Genomic DNA, 16,066 nt, shown 5'->3' with positions numbered 1-16,066 from the left:
CCAACTCGAAAGTTGGGTTTTTCAATTCATCAAAGAGACTGAAACCAATTATTTGATTTTTGCTTCTTTGTACATAACGTGCTGGCGAACTACTGGATCAAACTTTTTGATCTCAAATTTGCCTGGCATGTTACGCTTGTTCTTATCAGTTGTGTAGAAGTGGCCTGTACCTGCAGAAGATACTAGACGGATTTTCTCACGAACGCCTTTCTTTGCCATTGCTTATTTCCTCTTAAACGTTTTCGCCACGTGCACGCATGTCTGCAAGAACAGTATCAATACCTTTCTTGTCGATGATGCGCATACCTTTAGCAGATAGACGTAGTTTAACAAAACGTTTTTCGCTCTCTACCCAGAAACGATGAGTTTGTAGGTTCGGCAGAAAACGACGCTTAGTAGCATTTCGTGCGTGTGAACGGTTGTTACCCGTTACTGGACGCTTACCAGTTACTTGGCATACTCGTGACATGAATGTCTTCTCCAAAATCGTTTCAGCTCGATATCAACCTTGGTGGCCGAACCTCTCTATCTCTCGAAAAGAAGTTAGAGGTTAAGAACCGCTATGGAAAATCCATACAAGGCTATCAAAGGTCGCGCATTATACTAACTTGATATGCATTGCTCAAGACCCGAACAGATCCTTTTTACAGGTTTTCGTGATCTTTTTTTAGACAGCAGATTTTTTTAGCAGTCCAAGCTGAATTCAGTTAAAAATTTAGTGGCGTGGATGATAGCAGATTTTTAGCAACTAACAACCTAAAAAACGCACAGTTATATCCAGCCTCTTTCAGCAAAAGAGACACTTTCCCCATCTCCGATGACGAAATGGTCCAAAATACGAATATCCACCAATGCTAATGCGTCAATGAGACGCCTTGTAATCCTTCTGTCAGCTTGGCTCGGCTCAGCAACCCCTGAAGGATGATTGTGCGCCAAAATCAAAGCCGCCGCGTTATGATGCAGAGCACGCTTAACAACTTCTCTCGGATACACCGACGCTGCATCCAACGTTCCTTCAAATAAAATTTCATCTTTTATCACTCGGTGCTGGTTATCGAGAAAAAGAATATAAAAAGCCTCTCTTTGCCGATCCCTCAAAATAGAAGACAGATATAACTTAGTTTGGTCGGGGCTGGTTAAGGCATCACCACGCTTTAGCGTCTCCGCCAAGTAACGTTGTGTCATTTCTAGTACAGCTTGCAATTGAACATACTTGGCTTGCCCTAATCCTTTGTGACGACAAAACTCTTCTTCTGATGCTGAAAATAGTTGTCTGAGCGAACCAAAGTCTTGAATAAGGAAGTCTGCAAGCTCAATCACGTTCATTCCGCGGGTGCCTGTGCGCAAGAAGATGGCCAGTAGCTCAGCATCGGTCAAAGCTTGCGGCCCTCGTTGCAGTAGCTTCTCTCTGGGCATGGACTCATTTGGCAAAGCTTTCAGTATCATCTGATGTCTCTTTATATGGAAAGTGTCCCTATTCCACAAAACAAAAAGCGAAAGTCGAGTATGACTTTCGCTTTCTTCGTACTATCAGTGTTTTCCATGCAACTTAACAGTTCATCAGAGTTTAAAGTTGCCAACCAAGCCGTGAATTTCTGTTCCAGACTGTGATAGCTGCGTGCTGATTGACTCGGCATGCTGCAACGTCTCATTAATGTTGTTCACGATCTGTTGAATAGCCACTAAGTTTTGGTTGATGTCTTCTGCAACCGCGCTTTGTTCTTCTGCGGCAGACGCGGTTTGAATACCCATATCTCGAATTGTTCCGATAGAATGATGAACACCAGAAAGAGATTGCTGAATGAGCGCAGATTCTTCCGCCGTTTTGACACCTCGTTTTTGGCTCACCGACATCGTACTGACCGCTCTTGATACACCATTTTGTAGCTGCTTGAGCATGTCGCCAATTTCATGAGTACTATTTTGCGTACGACTGGCTAACGAGCGCACTTCATCCGCAACGACGGCAAACCCTCGACCTTGCTCACCGGCTCTAGCCGCTTCAATCGCCGCATTTAGGGCCAACAAATTCGTTTGCTCGGCTATCTCGCCAATCACATCCAGCACTTTGGTTATTTTTTCGGTCTGTAAACTCAACTCAGAAATTGCATCTGACGTGCTGTCTATCTCCGTCACGAGTTCGGTAATGCCTTCTATTGCTTGCTCGACCTCATGCTGAGCGGCGGTGACTTGACTGTTGGCATCGTCAATTGCCTGCGCGGTCGCATTAGTATTGCTGGCTACTTCTTTGGCAGTCATGCTCATTTGTGTCACCGCAGTCACGACTTTGTCCGTCTCTAAACAGTGGTCCTGCATTTGGCCGCTCGCTTGGCTGGTCTGAGTGTTCAGGCTTTGGGAAACGGTTTGTACTGTCGTCGCAGAGCGGTGGATATCCTGCATCAGTGGGTGCAGCTTATCCATAAACTCATTAAACGCCGCTGCCACTTCACCGACTTCATCCTGACTTTCGACTTTTAAACGAGCCGTTAAGTCACCGCCGCCTGCGGCAACATCTTTTAATGAAGCCGCGACATGTTGTAATGGCTGAATGCCTTTAGACACCACGATACTGGTGAGAACACTGGTAATGATCAATCCAATAGCGGAAATCAACACGGCAGATAATGTATGCTCTTTTAGCTCTTGAGTCTTTAACTCTCTGTGCATCGCAACTTGCTGGTCGATGTCATCAATATAAACGCCAGTACCTAAAACCCAGTCCCATTTCGATAGATATTCTGCATAGCCCAACTTAGGCGCTTGTGCGTCAATGGTCGGTTTGTGCCACGAGAAATAGAGGAACCCATCCCCTTTTTGAGAAGCGTCAATCAAGCCCGCAATAACTGCGACCCCATTTTCATCTTTTAAGTCGTAAAGGTTTTTACCCTCTAATGCAGGTTTGATGGCGTGCAACGTATTCACACCTTGAGAGTCGTAGGCAAAAAAGTAACCATCGCTTTCAAAGCGCATGGCTTTCAGAATTTCTTTTGCTGCCTCTTTATTACTTCCATTTACATCCGTGTCGTATAACGGTTTTATCGCCGTCACGCCCATCATCATATAGGCTTGTAACTCTTTCTTTTTCGTTTCGATGAGCTCTTGCCTGTCTCTTGCCAGCTCTGCTTCCAAACTTTTACTGCTGTTGATGTAATACACCACTGAGATCAACGTGGTGATCAACAACAGCGGAATTAGGGTTATCAGCAGCAATTTGTTTCGACTTTTCAACACCATGGTTTCCACTACCTCTTTTTCTTTTCAGACTTGCAAACTCCGCGCAACTTGTCTGTGAGGTAGGCGAGAATTTTCCCTTCCTCGGTCAGATTAATACTCTGGAGTTTGATGTGAATTATCTTCTCGTTATATATGCTCGGGCGGTCAGACTTTGAATTGTGTTAAAATCCGGTCATCAAATTGGAGATCTCACATGCAAACACTAGCAGGAAAGAAAATTCTACTCGGCATCAGTGGCGGTATTGCCGCGTATAAATGTGCGGAGCTAACCCGTCGCCTCATAGAGAGAGGAGCGCAAGTTCAAGTTGTAATGACGAAAGCCGCAAAAGAGTTCATTACCCCTTTAACCATGCAAGCCGTTTCGGGCCGTTCTGTCTCGGACAGTTTACTAGACCCAGCAGCGGAAGCCTCTATGGGCCATATTGAATTGGCCAAATGGGCAGATTTAGTGCTATTAGCGCCCGCGACCGCGGACTTAATCGCGCGCATGTCCGCAGGCATGGGGAACGATTTACTTACTACGCTCGTGCTCGCGACGGATTCCCCTGTTGCTGTTTCTCCTGCGATGAATCAACAGATGTATCGCAATATCGCAACCCAAGAGAACATCGCTACGTTAGCGCGTCGTGGTATGCACATCTGGGGCCCTGCGGCAGGAGAGCAAGCCTGTGGTGATGTAGGACCAGGTCGAATGCTGGAACCAATGCAGCTAGTACATCTATGTGAACAGTTCTTTCAACCAAAATTGCTAGAAGGTAAGTCGATACTCATTACCGCCGGACCAACTCGCGAAGCGATTGATCCAGTGCGTTACATTACGAACCATAGCTCCGGGAAAATGGGCTATGCATTGGCGAGCGCCGCAGCGCAGATGGGAGCAAAAGTCACCCTCGTGAGCGGTCCTGTCAGTTTAAATACGCCCGTAGGTGTTGAGCGCATAAATGTTTCCAGTGCACAAGAGATGCACGAAGCCGTTATGACACATGCAAACAGGCATGATGCGTTTATTAGCTGCGCTGCCGTTGCCGACTACCGCCCACAAACGATCGCGTCTCAAAAGTTGAAAAAGACAGAAGACAACGACGAAATGGTCATTAATATGGTTAAAAATCCTGATATTGTTGCATCTGTGGCAGCAATGACTGAGAAGCGTCCGTTTACCGTCGGTTTTGCGGCTGAAACCAATGATGTAGAGACCTATGCTCGAGGCAAGTTAACAAAGAAAAACCTCGATATGATCTGTGCAAACGACGTTTCGGTTGCAGGGCAAGGATTTAACAGCAACGACAACGCAATTACCCTTTACTGGCCTGAAGGTGAACTTGCGCTCGCTTTAGAATCAAAAGAAGCATTGAGCTTTAAAATTCTCGAAAAAATGCATCAATTGATGTAACTAACGTTTGAAAACCCTGCCAATTTTTTACAAAAGCTGGCATAAATTTGGTACAAAAATGACAACTAAGGGTGTTAAATCTCCCATTCCACCCTTAGTGGTCTAGTTTGAGGCGAAATAGCGTCTTATAATCCCCTCCGCTCAACTTTGTATTTTGAAAGGAAGTAACTAATGGCCGGCAGTAAAAAATCCAACCGTCGTGAAGAGATCTTACAAGCATTGGCAGAAATGCTTGAATCAACAGATGGCGCTTCACGCATTACTACGGCAAAACTGGCCAAGCAAGTCGGCGTTTCAGAAGCCGCGCTGTATCGTCATTTCCCAAGTAAAGCGCGCATGTTCGAAGGGTTGATTGAGTTCATTGAAGAAGCCTTGATGACACGTATCAACCGTATTCTAGACGACGAAAAAGATACACTAGAGCGTATTCGTATGGTGATGCACCTTATTTTGGCGTTCTCTGAACGTAATCCAGGTCTGACACGCATTTTGTCGGGTCATGCTCTAATGTTTGAAAATGAACGCCTACGTGAACGCATCAATCAACTCTTTGAGCGTATAGAAACACAATTGCGCCAAATCCTGCGTGAACGTAAGATTCGTGAAGGGAAGTCTTTCCCTGTCGAAGAGCGCATCCTAGCCGCGCAAATTCTGGGACAAGTTGAGGGGAGCCTAAACCGCTTTGTGCGTAGCGACTTTAAATACCAGCCGACTGCAAACTTTGACGAGTACTGGGCGCTTTTGAGTGCACAAATAAAGTAAAAGACTATGAGTAAAGACAAATACACGCAGCCCGAGTTTTCTCTTTCACTTCTTCACCCTCGTAACTGGGGCGTATGGCTTGGTTTTGGTCTGTTGGCCATCCTCGTCAATATTCTTCCTTATCGGCTGCTGCTTTCATTAGGTCGTTCACTCGGTAAACTTGGCATGCGCTACGGTAAAAAGCGTGTCCACGTTGCTCAGCGTAACTTAGAATTGGCCTTTCCAGACAAAACACCTGAAGAGATTCAACATATTGTTGAAGAGAACTTCAAAAATACCGGTATGGCACTGATAGAAACCGGAATCACTTGGTTCTGGCCGACTTGGCGCTTTAAAAACCTGATCGTCGAGAAAGATCTCGGCGCACTGCGTGAAAAAGCCAAAGAAGGTAAAGGCGTCCTACTTTGTTGTGTCCACGCTCTTAATCTAGAGATCACTGCGCGTGCTTTCGCCGTGTTAGGCGTGGCCGGGTACGGCGCGTTTCGTCCGCATAATAATCCTGCTTATAACTTTATCCAGTATTGGGGACGGACACATAACGGCAATAAACTGATTGATCGTAAAGATGTAAAAAAGATGATTCGTGTATTACGCAGTGGTGAGCGTCTGTTCTATTTACCGGATCACGATTACGGTCGCAAAAAATCAGTATTTGTGCCCTTCTTTGCCGTAGACGATGCGTGTACAACAACAGGCACGAGCATTCTGGCGTATACCTCAAAATGTGCGATCATCCCAGGCTCAGGGTTTCGCAATGACGAAGGAAAATACGACATCATCGCCGATAAGTGCATTGAAGCCGACTATCCACAAAAAGACGAAGTCGCCGCTGCCGCTTATATGAACAAGTATGTGGAAGAAGTCATTCTACGCGCTCCAGAGCAATGGATGTGGCTCCATAAACGCTATAAAACCATGCAAGATGAGCATGTCGAGAAAGGCATTCGCTATAAGTAAGTGGTCAAGGCGATGAATCCAAAAACAAAAAAGGGCAGATGAATATCCATCTGCCCTTTTTACTTTTTCAGAAAAAGTAACCAATTAAATGCCGTATTCTGCGCGGTACGCTTTGACTGCTTCTAGATGCTCTTTGTCTGTGCCTTTCTCTTCAAGGAAAGTCACAAGGTCAGTCAAGCTAACGATCGAGATGATTGCACAACCAAAGTCACGCTCCACTTCTTGAATCGCAGACAACTCACCTTTGCCTTTTTCTTGGCGGTCAATCGCAACCAACACACCAGCAAGGTCTGCGCCATTTGCTTGAATGATTTCCATCGATTCACGAATCGCAGTACCTGCTGTGATTACGTCATCTACTAGCATGATACGACCTTCAAGCGCAGAGCCTACAAGGTTACCGCCTTCGCCGTGATCTTTCGCTTCTTTACGGTTGAAGCAGTAAGGCGTGTCGATATCGTGGTGATCCGCCAGCGCGACTGCTGTTGTCGTCGCGATTGGGATACCTTTGTACGCCGGGCCAAACAGTACATCAAACTCAATGCCAGAATCAGCGAGCGCGGCTGCGTAAAAACGACCAAGACGCGCTAGGTCACGACCAGTATTGAAAAGACCAGCGTTAAAGAAGTACGGGCTTTTACGGCCAGATTTCAAAGTAAACTCACCAAACTTAAGAACTTCTTTCTCAAGTGCAAACTCAATAAATTCACGCTGGTATGCTTTCATTATTTTCTCTCTATGTCCTTGGTTTCTTGTGTCTCTTCTCGACAATCATTCATTTCTCTATTGTCGAGATAAAAAAATAGCCCCCATAATGGGAGCTATCTAAATCAATTGGCTAACGCCGCCTTCTGCGCTGCGACAATTTCCGTAATGCCGACTTTCGCCGACTCGAGCAATGCCATCAGCTGTTCGTGACTGAACGGTTCACCTTCTGCGGTGCCCTGAATTTCAATCATCTTGCCTTCTTCGGTCATTACTACGTTCATGTCTGTGTCTGCCGCTGAATCTTCAACGTATTCAAGATCACACAATACTTCATCGCCTAGCAAGCCGACAGAAACTGCCGCTACGTGGCCTTTCATTGGATTCGCTTTTAGCTTACCGCTATCCACTAGGTGTTGGAATGCATCGGCCATTGCAACACTTGCGCCGCTGATGGATGCAGTACGCGTACCACCGTCTGCTTGGATAACGTCACAGTCAACGGTGATCATGAACTCACCCATGGCTTTTAGATCGACAACAGCACGTAGGCTTCGCGCGATAAGACGCTGAATTTCCATCGTACGGCCGCCTTGTTTGCCACTTGCCGCTTCACGACGAGTACGAGAATGTGTTGCTCGAGGTAGCATGCCGTATTCAGCTGTAACCCAGCCTTTACCTTGACCTTTTAGCCAACGTGGCACAGATTCTTCGACGGTCGCATTACACAACACTTTGGTGTTACCGAACTCAACTAGCACTGACCCTTCAGCGTAAGCTGTGTAGTTACGAGTAATTTTGATAGGGCGAACTTGATCCGCCTTGCGATCGTTTGGACGCATGGGCATCTACCTTAAATATGAGGAGAAGACGATTTGGTTGGGCGAAGATTATAACGGAATCGATTCCGGATTCATAGGTTACGCATCTGGCACAACATAAACAATCCATGCATCCCGCGCACCTATCGACGCAGCGTGATACACTCTTGAAGTAATTTTCAAAAAATGAATACAGGAAAATTCGATGATTTACAGTATGACAGCGTATGCACGCAAAGAAGTAAAAGGCGATTGGGGTTCTGCGGTATGGGAAATCCGCAGCGTGAACCAGCGTTATTTAGAAACATACTTCCGCATGCCAGAACAATTTCGCGGATTAGAGCCCGTTTTACGCGAGCGTTTTCGTAAGCGCTTAGCGCGAGGAAAAGTAGAATGTAATCTACGTTTTGAAGCAAACCCTGCCGCAAAAGGTGAGCTTAGCATCAATGAAGCGCTTGCTAGCCAGGTAATTAAAGCCGCTGAACAAGTCATGCACATGACTGGTGAACTGAGCCGAATCAATCCATTTCAAGTCATGCAATGGCCGGGGGTAATGGAAACGCCAGAGCAAGACATGGATGCGGTAAATAAAGTGCTACTAGAAGCGTTTGATGGCGCAATGGATGAATTTATTGAAGCGCGCGCTCGTGAAGGCGAGAACATGAAGGCGCTGATTGAACAGCGTTTGAACGCCATTTCTGCAGAAGTCGTAAAAGTGCGTGCGCGCATGCCAGAAATTTTAGAATGGCAACGTGAGCGTCTGTTCTCTAAATTTGAAGATGCGAAAGTAGAGCTAGACCCATCTCGCGTTGAGCAAGAGCTTATCCTTCTGGCACAGAAATCAGACGTAGCAGAAGAGCTAGACCGTCTTGATTCTCACGTAAAAGAAACCACAAACATTCTGAAGAAAGGTGGCGCAGTCGGTCGTCGTCTAGACTTCATGATGCAAGAGTTCAACCGTGAATCGAACACGCTAGCGTCGAAATCCATCAGCACCGACATCACCGCATCGGGCGTTGAACTGAAAGTTCTAATTGAACAGATGCGTGAGCAGATCCAAAACATTGAATGATCTAAAAGTCATCGAGTATTGAAACAAAAAAGCCCCGCTAATACGGGGCTTTCTTTTATTCGTCTTTTTCCAAGGTACTGTTATCAACGTAGGGCCAATAATGGTGCCCAATTCTGATCAGCAAAGTAGCCGCAGCCAAAATAAACGCAGCCAGAGATAACCACACAACCAAAACCGCATCCAGCTCTTTCATTCCGAGTGTGATGTAGCGGGCGATCGCCATCATCGCGATATAGATAGGATAGCGTACCGGAATTTTACCATTCATCACGAACTGCTGCACCATGGCGAGCACTTCCAGATAGATAAACATCAAAAGAATATCTGTGAGTAAGACACGCTTCTCTACAAATACGTGCACAAACTCTTGCATCATGGCGTACAACGTCGCCAAGGTAATAGAGACTAATAACACCGCCTCCAAAATATGGAAGATTCTCAGGAAAGGTCGACTAAAGGATTTCGGTAAATTCGACGGCATGGTCCATTATCCAAACAAAGAAAATAGGTCTTGAGTTTAGCATGCAACGATCTTCAATCAATCAGAATAAACATCAGTGCGAATCGACTCCAAGTTCTGGTATTTACTCATAAAAACGCTCCGCTTATTTGGCGGAGCGTTTTTGTGTTATAGGACCTGTGGCATCACTTACGCCACTTGCTGCTTTTTTTCAGCTACGCGCTTTTTCTTCCGATACTTAGGGTGAGTGATCGGAATCGCAGATAGGAGTTTTTTGGTGTATTCGTTTTGCGGGTTTGCATAAATTTCTTTAGCGCTGCCCCCTTCTACCACTTTACCAAAATACATCACGGCAACTTTGTCAGAGACATGTTTCACCACAGAGAGATCATGAGAGATAAATATGATCGCCAAGTTCATTTCTTGTTGCAGTTGTAGTAATAGGTTCAGGATTTGCGCCTGTACCGACACATCTAACGCAGATACCGATTCATCACAAATCAGCAGTTTAGGCTTCAATGCAATCGCGCGAGCGATACCGATACGCTGCCGTTGTCCGCCTGAAAATTCATGTGGATAACGGTTTACTGCCGTTTCTGGTAATCCCACTTTGATTAAAAGCTCTTTTACCCATTGTTTACGCTCTGTTGGCGTGCCAATTTTATGAATAACAAACGGTTCTTCCAGAATCATACCGATGGTATGACGCTGATTGAGTGACTCCATTGGGTCTTGAAAGACGATTTGCATGTCTTTACGCAGCGAGCGCATCTCTTTCACAGACAATTTTGTGATGTCTTTACCTTCAAAGAAAATCTTACCTTCCGTTGGCTCGTATAACTTTAAGATCGTGCGACCAAGGGTGCTTTTACCACAACCTGACTCACCAACTAGCCCCAGTGTTTCACCTTCAGAAACAGACAGTGAAACTCCGTCTACCGCTTTGATGGTGTAGCCTTTCTTGAACAGCCCTTTACCAGAAACAAAGTGCTGCTTAAGATTTTCAATTCTTAATACTTCTTTTGCCATAACATCCTCTTTTATGACTGGTTCACTTTGCTCAGTTAACTGGCAAACATACTGGCATCAATAGGCTTGATATCGATCATCTGCTTTGGCTCATTATCTAAGCTCGGCATCAGCCCCATCAAACGCTCTGTATATGGGTGTTGTGGGTTATCAAACAACTCAAAAATTTCTGCTTTTTCGACAATACGCCCGCCATACATCACGGCAACATCATCACACACTTCTGCCACAACCCCGAGATCGTGAGTGATGAATATCATCGCCATGCCCGTTTCTTCCTGAAGCTCGTTCATCAGTTCAAGGATAGACGCCTGAACCGTAACATCCAACGCTGTAGTCGGTTCATCACAAATCAGAATATCCGGCTTACAGGCCAATGCCATCGCGATCATGACACGCTGGCGCATACCACCAGATAGGTTATGGGGATACTCATTCAATCGCTTCTCTGGCATTGGAATTTTTACTTTTGCCAGCATTTCAATCGAGTACGCCTCCCGCTCCTTTTTGTCGAGCTCAGGTCGATGGAGCTCAAGCACTTCACATATTTGACGACCAATGGTGTGCACTGGGTTGAGCGCAGTCATCGGGTCTTGGAAGATGATCGAAATGCGATCGCCACGCATGGCGTACATCTCTTCCGCAGGCAAATCAACTAGGTTGGTGCCGCGATAATTCACTTCACCTTTGATAATGTTGCCATATGGCTTAGGTAATAGCCCCATGATCGACATTGAGGTTACGCTCTTGCCACTACCTGACTCTCCCACCAGGCCGAGTGTACGTCCAGCTCTCACATCAAAGTTCACACCATGCAGAACCTTCACTGGCCCGTCATCGGTGGTAAATTCAACTTCGAGATCTTTAACACTTAGGATTACATCGTTTTCCATAACCAATCCTTACAGCTTATAAGTGTCATCTACGACAACAACAGGTTCAAAAGCTTTGCCTGATTTCATCGCTTGTTTCGTTTCTTTTTTGATATCACTATCAATCCAGTAAGTGCCATCGCCTATGATTGAACCACTGAACAGCGCCTCTGTCATGCGATTCATTGGCTTATCTGGAAACTTTAACCAGCGCCAGTGACCATAGCGGACATAAGGAACCATGTAGCCTGGGACGATAACGTGAGCATCAATGATGTCACGCTGAATCTCATGACCTAGCTGGATCTTTTTATCCATATCCATGCCAAAACGATACTCGATGATCTTTTCATCCAGTTCTGGCGTGCTGTAGTTTGTGAAAGAGTTAGTTTGCGGCTTGTTCGCATTGACTGAATGGAAGTACTCCCAATACGTTGGGATCTCAGACGTACCCATATCTAAGAAAGCCAAATCGTGCTTTTTCTCACGTACGTATTTGAACATGGATGAGCCATCAACTAACTTGAGCTCAATATCCAGCCCTGCTAGCTTGGCTTGCTCACGCAAAAAGGCAATACGAGGAGTATGAACAGGTGTTCCGTAGGTCAGCTCGAAGCTTAAGCGCTCACCTTTATCATTGACACGAATACCATCAGAACCAATTTTGTTAAAGCCTGCGGCTTCGAATGCCTCGGCCGCTTTTGCGGGATCAAACTTCGGTGCCTTAGCATCTGGTAGGGTGTATTTACCATGACCATAACCGGTCGGGTTCGGTTTACGGGAGTAGTCGCCACGCATGACATTCTCTATCATGCCATCAAAGTCAATCGCGTAAGTAATGCCCTTGCGAATGTTTAAATCATCCAGCAAAGGCATCGCGGTGTTCATCCATACACCACCAGCCCCAACTGGGAATTGGTTGTAACCCCAGAACTTTTGAATGTATCCCTTTTGGTAAGGTTCCGTATTCGATTTATCATGCCATAAGCTTGGTAAAACAAGACCAAATGCATCCAGCTTCCCTTTCTCAAAGTGCTTCATCGCGATATCACTGTCGCGAATCACTGTGATGCGGATTTTGTCGACATTATAGCGATGTTGATAATACTTATTGCTGTAACCCCACCAGTCTTCACCGACATGTTTGAAGGTCACACTTTTACCTTTTTTAATGTCATCTAGGTAGTATGCACTGGTCGTTGGTTCACTTTTAAAATTGTAGTAGCGGACAAAGTTGTCATGTATACCGTCACCATTTTCATCTTTTGAAGGGTTAGCATAAAAATGTGCGGGACGTGGGCGCAGAGCCCCCATTCGTAACAGCAATTCTTCCGGATTGAACTCTTTCGCCGCCTTAACAGCAAACGTGTGAGTGTCGTACTTGATAACATCCGCAATCGTTTTGTTGTAGTAATCGTTGTACCAAGGCTCCAAGATGTCCTTGGAACGATAAAACTTAAGCATGAATACAAAATCGTCGGCAGTCACAGGTTTGCCGTCCGACCATTTGGCTTCAGGGTTGAGTTTGAAATAGACCGTTTTGTTGTCACCTGCTAACGCCCACTCGTTAGCAAGCTCAGGGATAAACTCTAAAGTATCTGGGTGGCGGACCACCAAGCCTGGTGTTTCATCTAAGATAAAAGAACGTAGCCCTGCATTAGCGTCTGGGCCAACACTACGTAACGTCTGCGGGAAACTTGACATAAAGGTGCGATAAGTCCCTCCACGTTTCGCTTCTGGCGAACCATATTGAGGCTCATCCCAGTTTGTTTGCCAGTTTAAGTCAGTCGGAAGCGTTGCTGACATTGCACCAAAACTCAGGGCGCTCAGCGTGGACGCTAAAAATATTTTCTTCATAAAACTTCCCTTTTTATGTTTTGCTCACAATGCTCGCTTAAACATAGCGTGTGAATTTTTTCGGGTCGAAAGCCGCTCGAATGGCTTCACCAATAAAGGTCACCATTACCAGAACCAGAACAATAGAAGTCACTACTGACGCAACAATCCATGGCGAATCTAAGTTTGACTTACCTTGTTGCAGTAGTTCACCCCAACTTGGCGTTGGTGGCATCAAGCCTAAGCCTAGGTAATCGAGAGCAGTCAGTGCTGTGATGTTAGCTGCAATAGTGAAAGGCGCTAGGGTTACAATCATCACCATCGTATTTGGCAAGATGTGATTAAACAAGATACGTCCGGTCGATGCCCCTAAAGCACGAGCCGCCATTACATATTCTCGTGCCGCTTCTTTATAGGTCATGGTCCGCATGTACCATGTCATACCCATCCAAGTGAAAAGCACGTTAATAGCGACAAAGAGAGCAAACGTCGGTTGAACGATTGAGACAAGAATCATAATGACGTACAAAAACGGGACCATTGACCAGATTTCGATAAGTCGCTGTACAAACAAGTCAAATTTACCGCCCCAAAAACCCATAGCACAACCGACTGCAGTACCGATCGCGTAGGAAATTGCCATCGTAAGCAACGCAAATCCCATCGCCGTTCTGAATCCGTAGACGAGTCGCGCCAAAATATCGCGACCTATCACATCTGTACCTAAATAATGCTTATTTTCGGCACTAGGTGCTGTTGGCGGGAAATCACCACTAAAATCTTGTTCGTATGGGTTCCACGGCACAAGCGGCAAAATAACAAAGTTGTCGCCCCCTTCAGCCTCAAACGCTTTTTGCAGTACACGATAATCGGCTTCACTGGATGACTCTTGGCCGAATTCGCTACCTAAACGTACGTCACTGACAACAGGAAAATAGTAGCTACCATCGTACTTGACGACTAGCGCTTTACTGTTGATCAAAAGTTCGGCGAATAGAGAAAGGATCAACATGATAGAAAGAGCAACAAACGACCAATAGCCTCGTTTGATCTCTTTAAAGTGACGAATTTTCTTTTGAGTTAATGGACTAACTTTAATCATGTTACGCTCCAAACTTCACACGTGGGTCGACTAAAGCAACACAAATATCTGAAATGATGTTACCAATGAGCAGTAACAACGCATTAATGGCGACAATACCCATAACAACAGGGTAATCACGCTCCATGATTGATTCGTAACCCAATAAGCCAATGCCATCAATATTGAAGATAACTTCAATCAGGAAGGCACCGGTCATGAAGAACAACAAAGAGTTACCAAAGTGACTCGCGATTGGAATTAAGCTGTTACGCAACGCGTGCTTACGAACTGCTTTTTTGAAAGGTAATCCTTTCGCAATTGCGGTGCGTATGTAATCTGAGGAAAGGTTTTCCATCAGGTTATTTTTCATTGTCATCGTCAGCGTGGCAAAATCACCAATGAGGTAACAGATCAAAGGCAACACCGCATGCCACATAATGTCTTTAGCGCGTTCAAAGAAGGTTTCGTAATCGTCGAAGTCATCGCCGACAAAACCTCCCATCGGAAACCATTCCAAGTGATAACTAAATAACGTGATCAGCAATACACCCACCACATAACCTGGTAGCGCGTAGCCTACGAAAATGAGTACTGAAGAAGCGGAATCAAACACAGAACCGTGCTTGAGTGCCTTATAGTAACCAAGAGGAATCGAGATAAAATAACTAATAAAGAAGGTCATGCCGCCATAAAACAACGACACTGGCAAACGCTCTGCGATCATGTCCGAGACAGGCTCGTAGTAACGCGTCGACTCGCCAAGATCTAGCATTACCAAACGACTTAACCACTCGACGTACGCTTCCGTTACTGGTTTATCCAGGCCATAAAACGCATTCAGCTCCGCGATTTGATCGTCAGAAAGGGCCGTATTACCACCCGCAGACGTCATTGATGCGGCGCCGTCCCCCTGGGACTGCATTTGTGACAACATGCGTTCAACAGGTCCGCCAGGCACGAAACGAGTGATAGCAAAGATGAGAATAGTTATCCCGAGAAACGTTGGGATAACCAACGCCAAACGGCGTAAAAAGTACGACAGCATATACAACTTGCTCCTTGTCTACTGTCCAGTTCAAACGGAGTGAAAGAGGATATTTTCCGCCCAAAATGGTGCATATTTATCTCGTAGTAACTAAAACTGTTGAAGCACACTCCCTGCGCCTCAAGAGCTAGACTTTTCTACTACTGCAATAATTTCAGCGTCATATTTATCTTGAATCCACATCAGCTTCAAGTGTTTGAAACCAAAACATGACAAACTTCCTTCGATGTCGAAAAACAGAAATGTTTTTGTAAAAAATTATAAAAAACCACAAAAATAATTCATACAGAATATCAATCTAGGCTGTTTAGAGCCAAAACCCTACATAAAAATGCACCCTACACACATAAATAGACACATAATCCAAGGTTATATTTGACCTAAAAATACGAGTGAGCCCTTTAACCGCAATGGGTATCATATTTTGATACCACCTAATAAGTTCGAGCTAACAAAGTATGGATTCGATATAAAACTCATCTCAGAACAATTCACTGGAAAAATATCTTTTTCCAGATTCAATTACCCACTAAAAAACCATAGGCAAGATAAGTCATTAAAGTTTATAAGAAACACAAAATACGGTGTTTTATTGAAATTTAATATCGATCCATAAACATTATTCGGTTTTTTATTCCGCCTTTTAAATAAAGCCTGGTTATTTACATCTTTTTTACATTTAAGCATCCCCGTTTACCACTGGTTTGACTTCCTTTTTTCATCTCGGTTATACATTGGCCGAACGTTAACGAAATATTAACGTCACATTTGGCCGCTATGCGGCCAGACATAGGAA

At 45.1% G+C, this 16,066-nt stretch carries 16 protein-coding genes; 4 read left to right on the top strand and 12 right to left on the bottom strand.

What is annotated here, in order from left to right:
• Positions 1 to 48 precede the first annotated feature (48 nt).
• The 4 genes from rpmG to R7040_RS08550 all read right to left on the bottom strand — a co-directional run bounded on the left by rpmG (position 49) and on the right by R7040_RS08550 (position 3,234).
• Positions 49 to 219, bottom strand: a complete 171-nt coding sequence (gene rpmG, locus R7040_RS08565; protein WP_004410866.1) for a 50S ribosomal protein L33 — start codon at positions 217 to 219, stop codon at positions 49 to 51.
• Between the two features lie 13 nt (positions 220 to 232).
• On the bottom strand, positions 233 to 469 hold the full coding sequence (gene rpmB / locus R7040_RS08560) for a 50S ribosomal protein L28 (protein ID WP_005384783.1): 237 nt from the start codon (positions 467 to 469) through the stop codon (positions 233 to 235).
• A 302-nt stretch (positions 470 to 771) separates the two neighbouring features.
• Positions 772 to 1,446, bottom strand: coding sequence for a RadC family protein (gene radC / locus R7040_RS08555; RefSeq protein ID WP_017820707.1), 675 nt, complete (start codon positions 1,444 to 1,446; stop codon positions 772 to 774).
• A 114-nt stretch (positions 1,447 to 1,560) separates the two neighbouring features.
• On the bottom strand, positions 1,561 to 3,234 hold the full coding sequence (locus R7040_RS08550) for a methyl-accepting chemotaxis protein (protein WP_033905951.1): 1,674 nt from the start codon (positions 3,232 to 3,234) through the stop codon (positions 1,561 to 1,563).
• Positions 3,235 to 3,427: 193 nt separating this feature from the next.
• On the opposite strand from R7040_RS08550, the gene coaBC reads away from it, so the two are divergent.
• From coaBC to R7040_RS08535, 3 genes are all read left to right on the top strand, one after another.
• Complete coding sequence (gene coaBC / locus R7040_RS08545) at positions 3,428 to 4,627, top strand: bifunctional phosphopantothenoylcysteine decarboxylase/phosphopantothenate--cysteine ligase CoaBC (protein ID WP_262647110.1); 1,200 nt, start codon at positions 3,428 to 3,430, stop codon at positions 4,625 to 4,627.
• A 171-nt stretch (positions 4,628 to 4,798) separates the two neighbouring features.
• Entirely contained in the window at positions 4,799 to 5,389 is a 591-nt protein-coding gene (gene slmA / locus R7040_RS08540) for a nucleoid occlusion factor SlmA (RefSeq protein WP_005379386.1), read from the top strand.
• Between the two features lie 6 nt (positions 5,390 to 5,395).
• Positions 5,396 to 6,346 (top strand): Kdo(2)-lipid IV(A) acyltransferase, encoded by a 951-nt coding sequence (locus tag R7040_RS08535; protein ID WP_033905948.1) that lies wholly within the window; start codon positions 5,396 to 5,398, stop codon positions 6,344 to 6,346.
• Positions 6,347 to 6,430: 84 nt separating this feature from the next.
• Here R7040_RS08535 and pyrE read toward each other — a convergent pair whose 3' ends face one another.
• Both pyrE and rph read right to left on the bottom strand, forming a co-directional pair.
• Positions 6,431 to 7,072, bottom strand: coding sequence for an orotate phosphoribosyltransferase (gene pyrE, locus R7040_RS08530; protein WP_005379384.1), 642 nt, complete (start codon positions 7,070 to 7,072; stop codon positions 6,431 to 6,433).
• A 104-nt stretch (positions 7,073 to 7,176) separates the two neighbouring features.
• Positions 7,177 to 7,893, bottom strand: a complete 717-nt coding sequence (gene rph, locus R7040_RS08525) for a ribonuclease PH (RefSeq protein WP_031780917.1) — start codon at positions 7,891 to 7,893, stop codon at positions 7,177 to 7,179.
• Between the two features lie 184 nt (positions 7,894 to 8,077).
• Here rph and R7040_RS08520 point away from each other — a divergent pair, with 184 nt between their 5' ends.
• Complete coding sequence (locus R7040_RS08520; protein WP_047103771.1) at positions 8,078 to 8,944, top strand: YicC/YloC family endoribonuclease; 867 nt, start codon at positions 8,078 to 8,080, stop codon at positions 8,942 to 8,944.
• A 55-nt stretch (positions 8,945 to 8,999) separates the two neighbouring features.
• Here the strand turns inward: R7040_RS08520 and R7040_RS08515 are convergent, their stop codons facing one another.
• From R7040_RS08515 to R7040_RS08490, 6 genes are all read right to left on the bottom strand, one after another.
• Positions 9,000 to 9,425: a phosphate-starvation-inducible protein PsiE gene (locus R7040_RS08515; protein ID WP_136976541.1), complete on the bottom strand. Its 426-nt coding sequence runs from the start codon at positions 9,423 to 9,425 to the stop codon at positions 9,000 to 9,002.
• A gap of 168 nt (positions 9,426 to 9,593) precedes the next feature.
• A complete protein-coding gene (locus tag R7040_RS08510; protein ID WP_262603045.1) occupies positions 9,594 to 10,433 on the bottom strand; it encodes an ABC transporter ATP-binding protein in 840 nt (279 codons plus the stop codon).
• Between the two features lie 35 nt (positions 10,434 to 10,468).
• A complete protein-coding gene (locus tag R7040_RS08505; RefSeq protein ID WP_005379371.1) occupies positions 10,469 to 11,326 on the bottom strand; it encodes an ABC transporter ATP-binding protein in 858 nt (285 codons plus the stop codon).
• 9 nt (positions 11,327 to 11,335) lie between these two features.
• Entirely contained in the window at positions 11,336 to 13,162 is a 1,827-nt protein-coding gene (locus R7040_RS08500) for an extracellular solute-binding protein (RefSeq protein ID WP_262603046.1), read from the bottom strand.
• Positions 13,163 to 13,199: 37 nt separating this feature from the next.
• A complete protein-coding gene (locus R7040_RS08495; RefSeq protein WP_005379369.1) occupies positions 13,200 to 14,243 on the bottom strand; it encodes an ABC transporter permease in 1,044 nt (347 codons plus the stop codon).
• Position 14,244: 1 nt separating this feature from the next.
• On the bottom strand, positions 14,245 to 15,270 hold the full coding sequence (locus R7040_RS08490) for an ABC transporter permease subunit (protein ID WP_005384771.1): 1,026 nt from the start codon (positions 15,268 to 15,270) through the stop codon (positions 14,245 to 14,247).
• Positions 15,271 to 16,066 lie beyond the last annotated feature (796 nt).

The organism is Vibrio sp. 1069, assembly GCF_033340555.1.
This window is presented reverse-complemented; position numbering and strand designations above follow the sequence as displayed.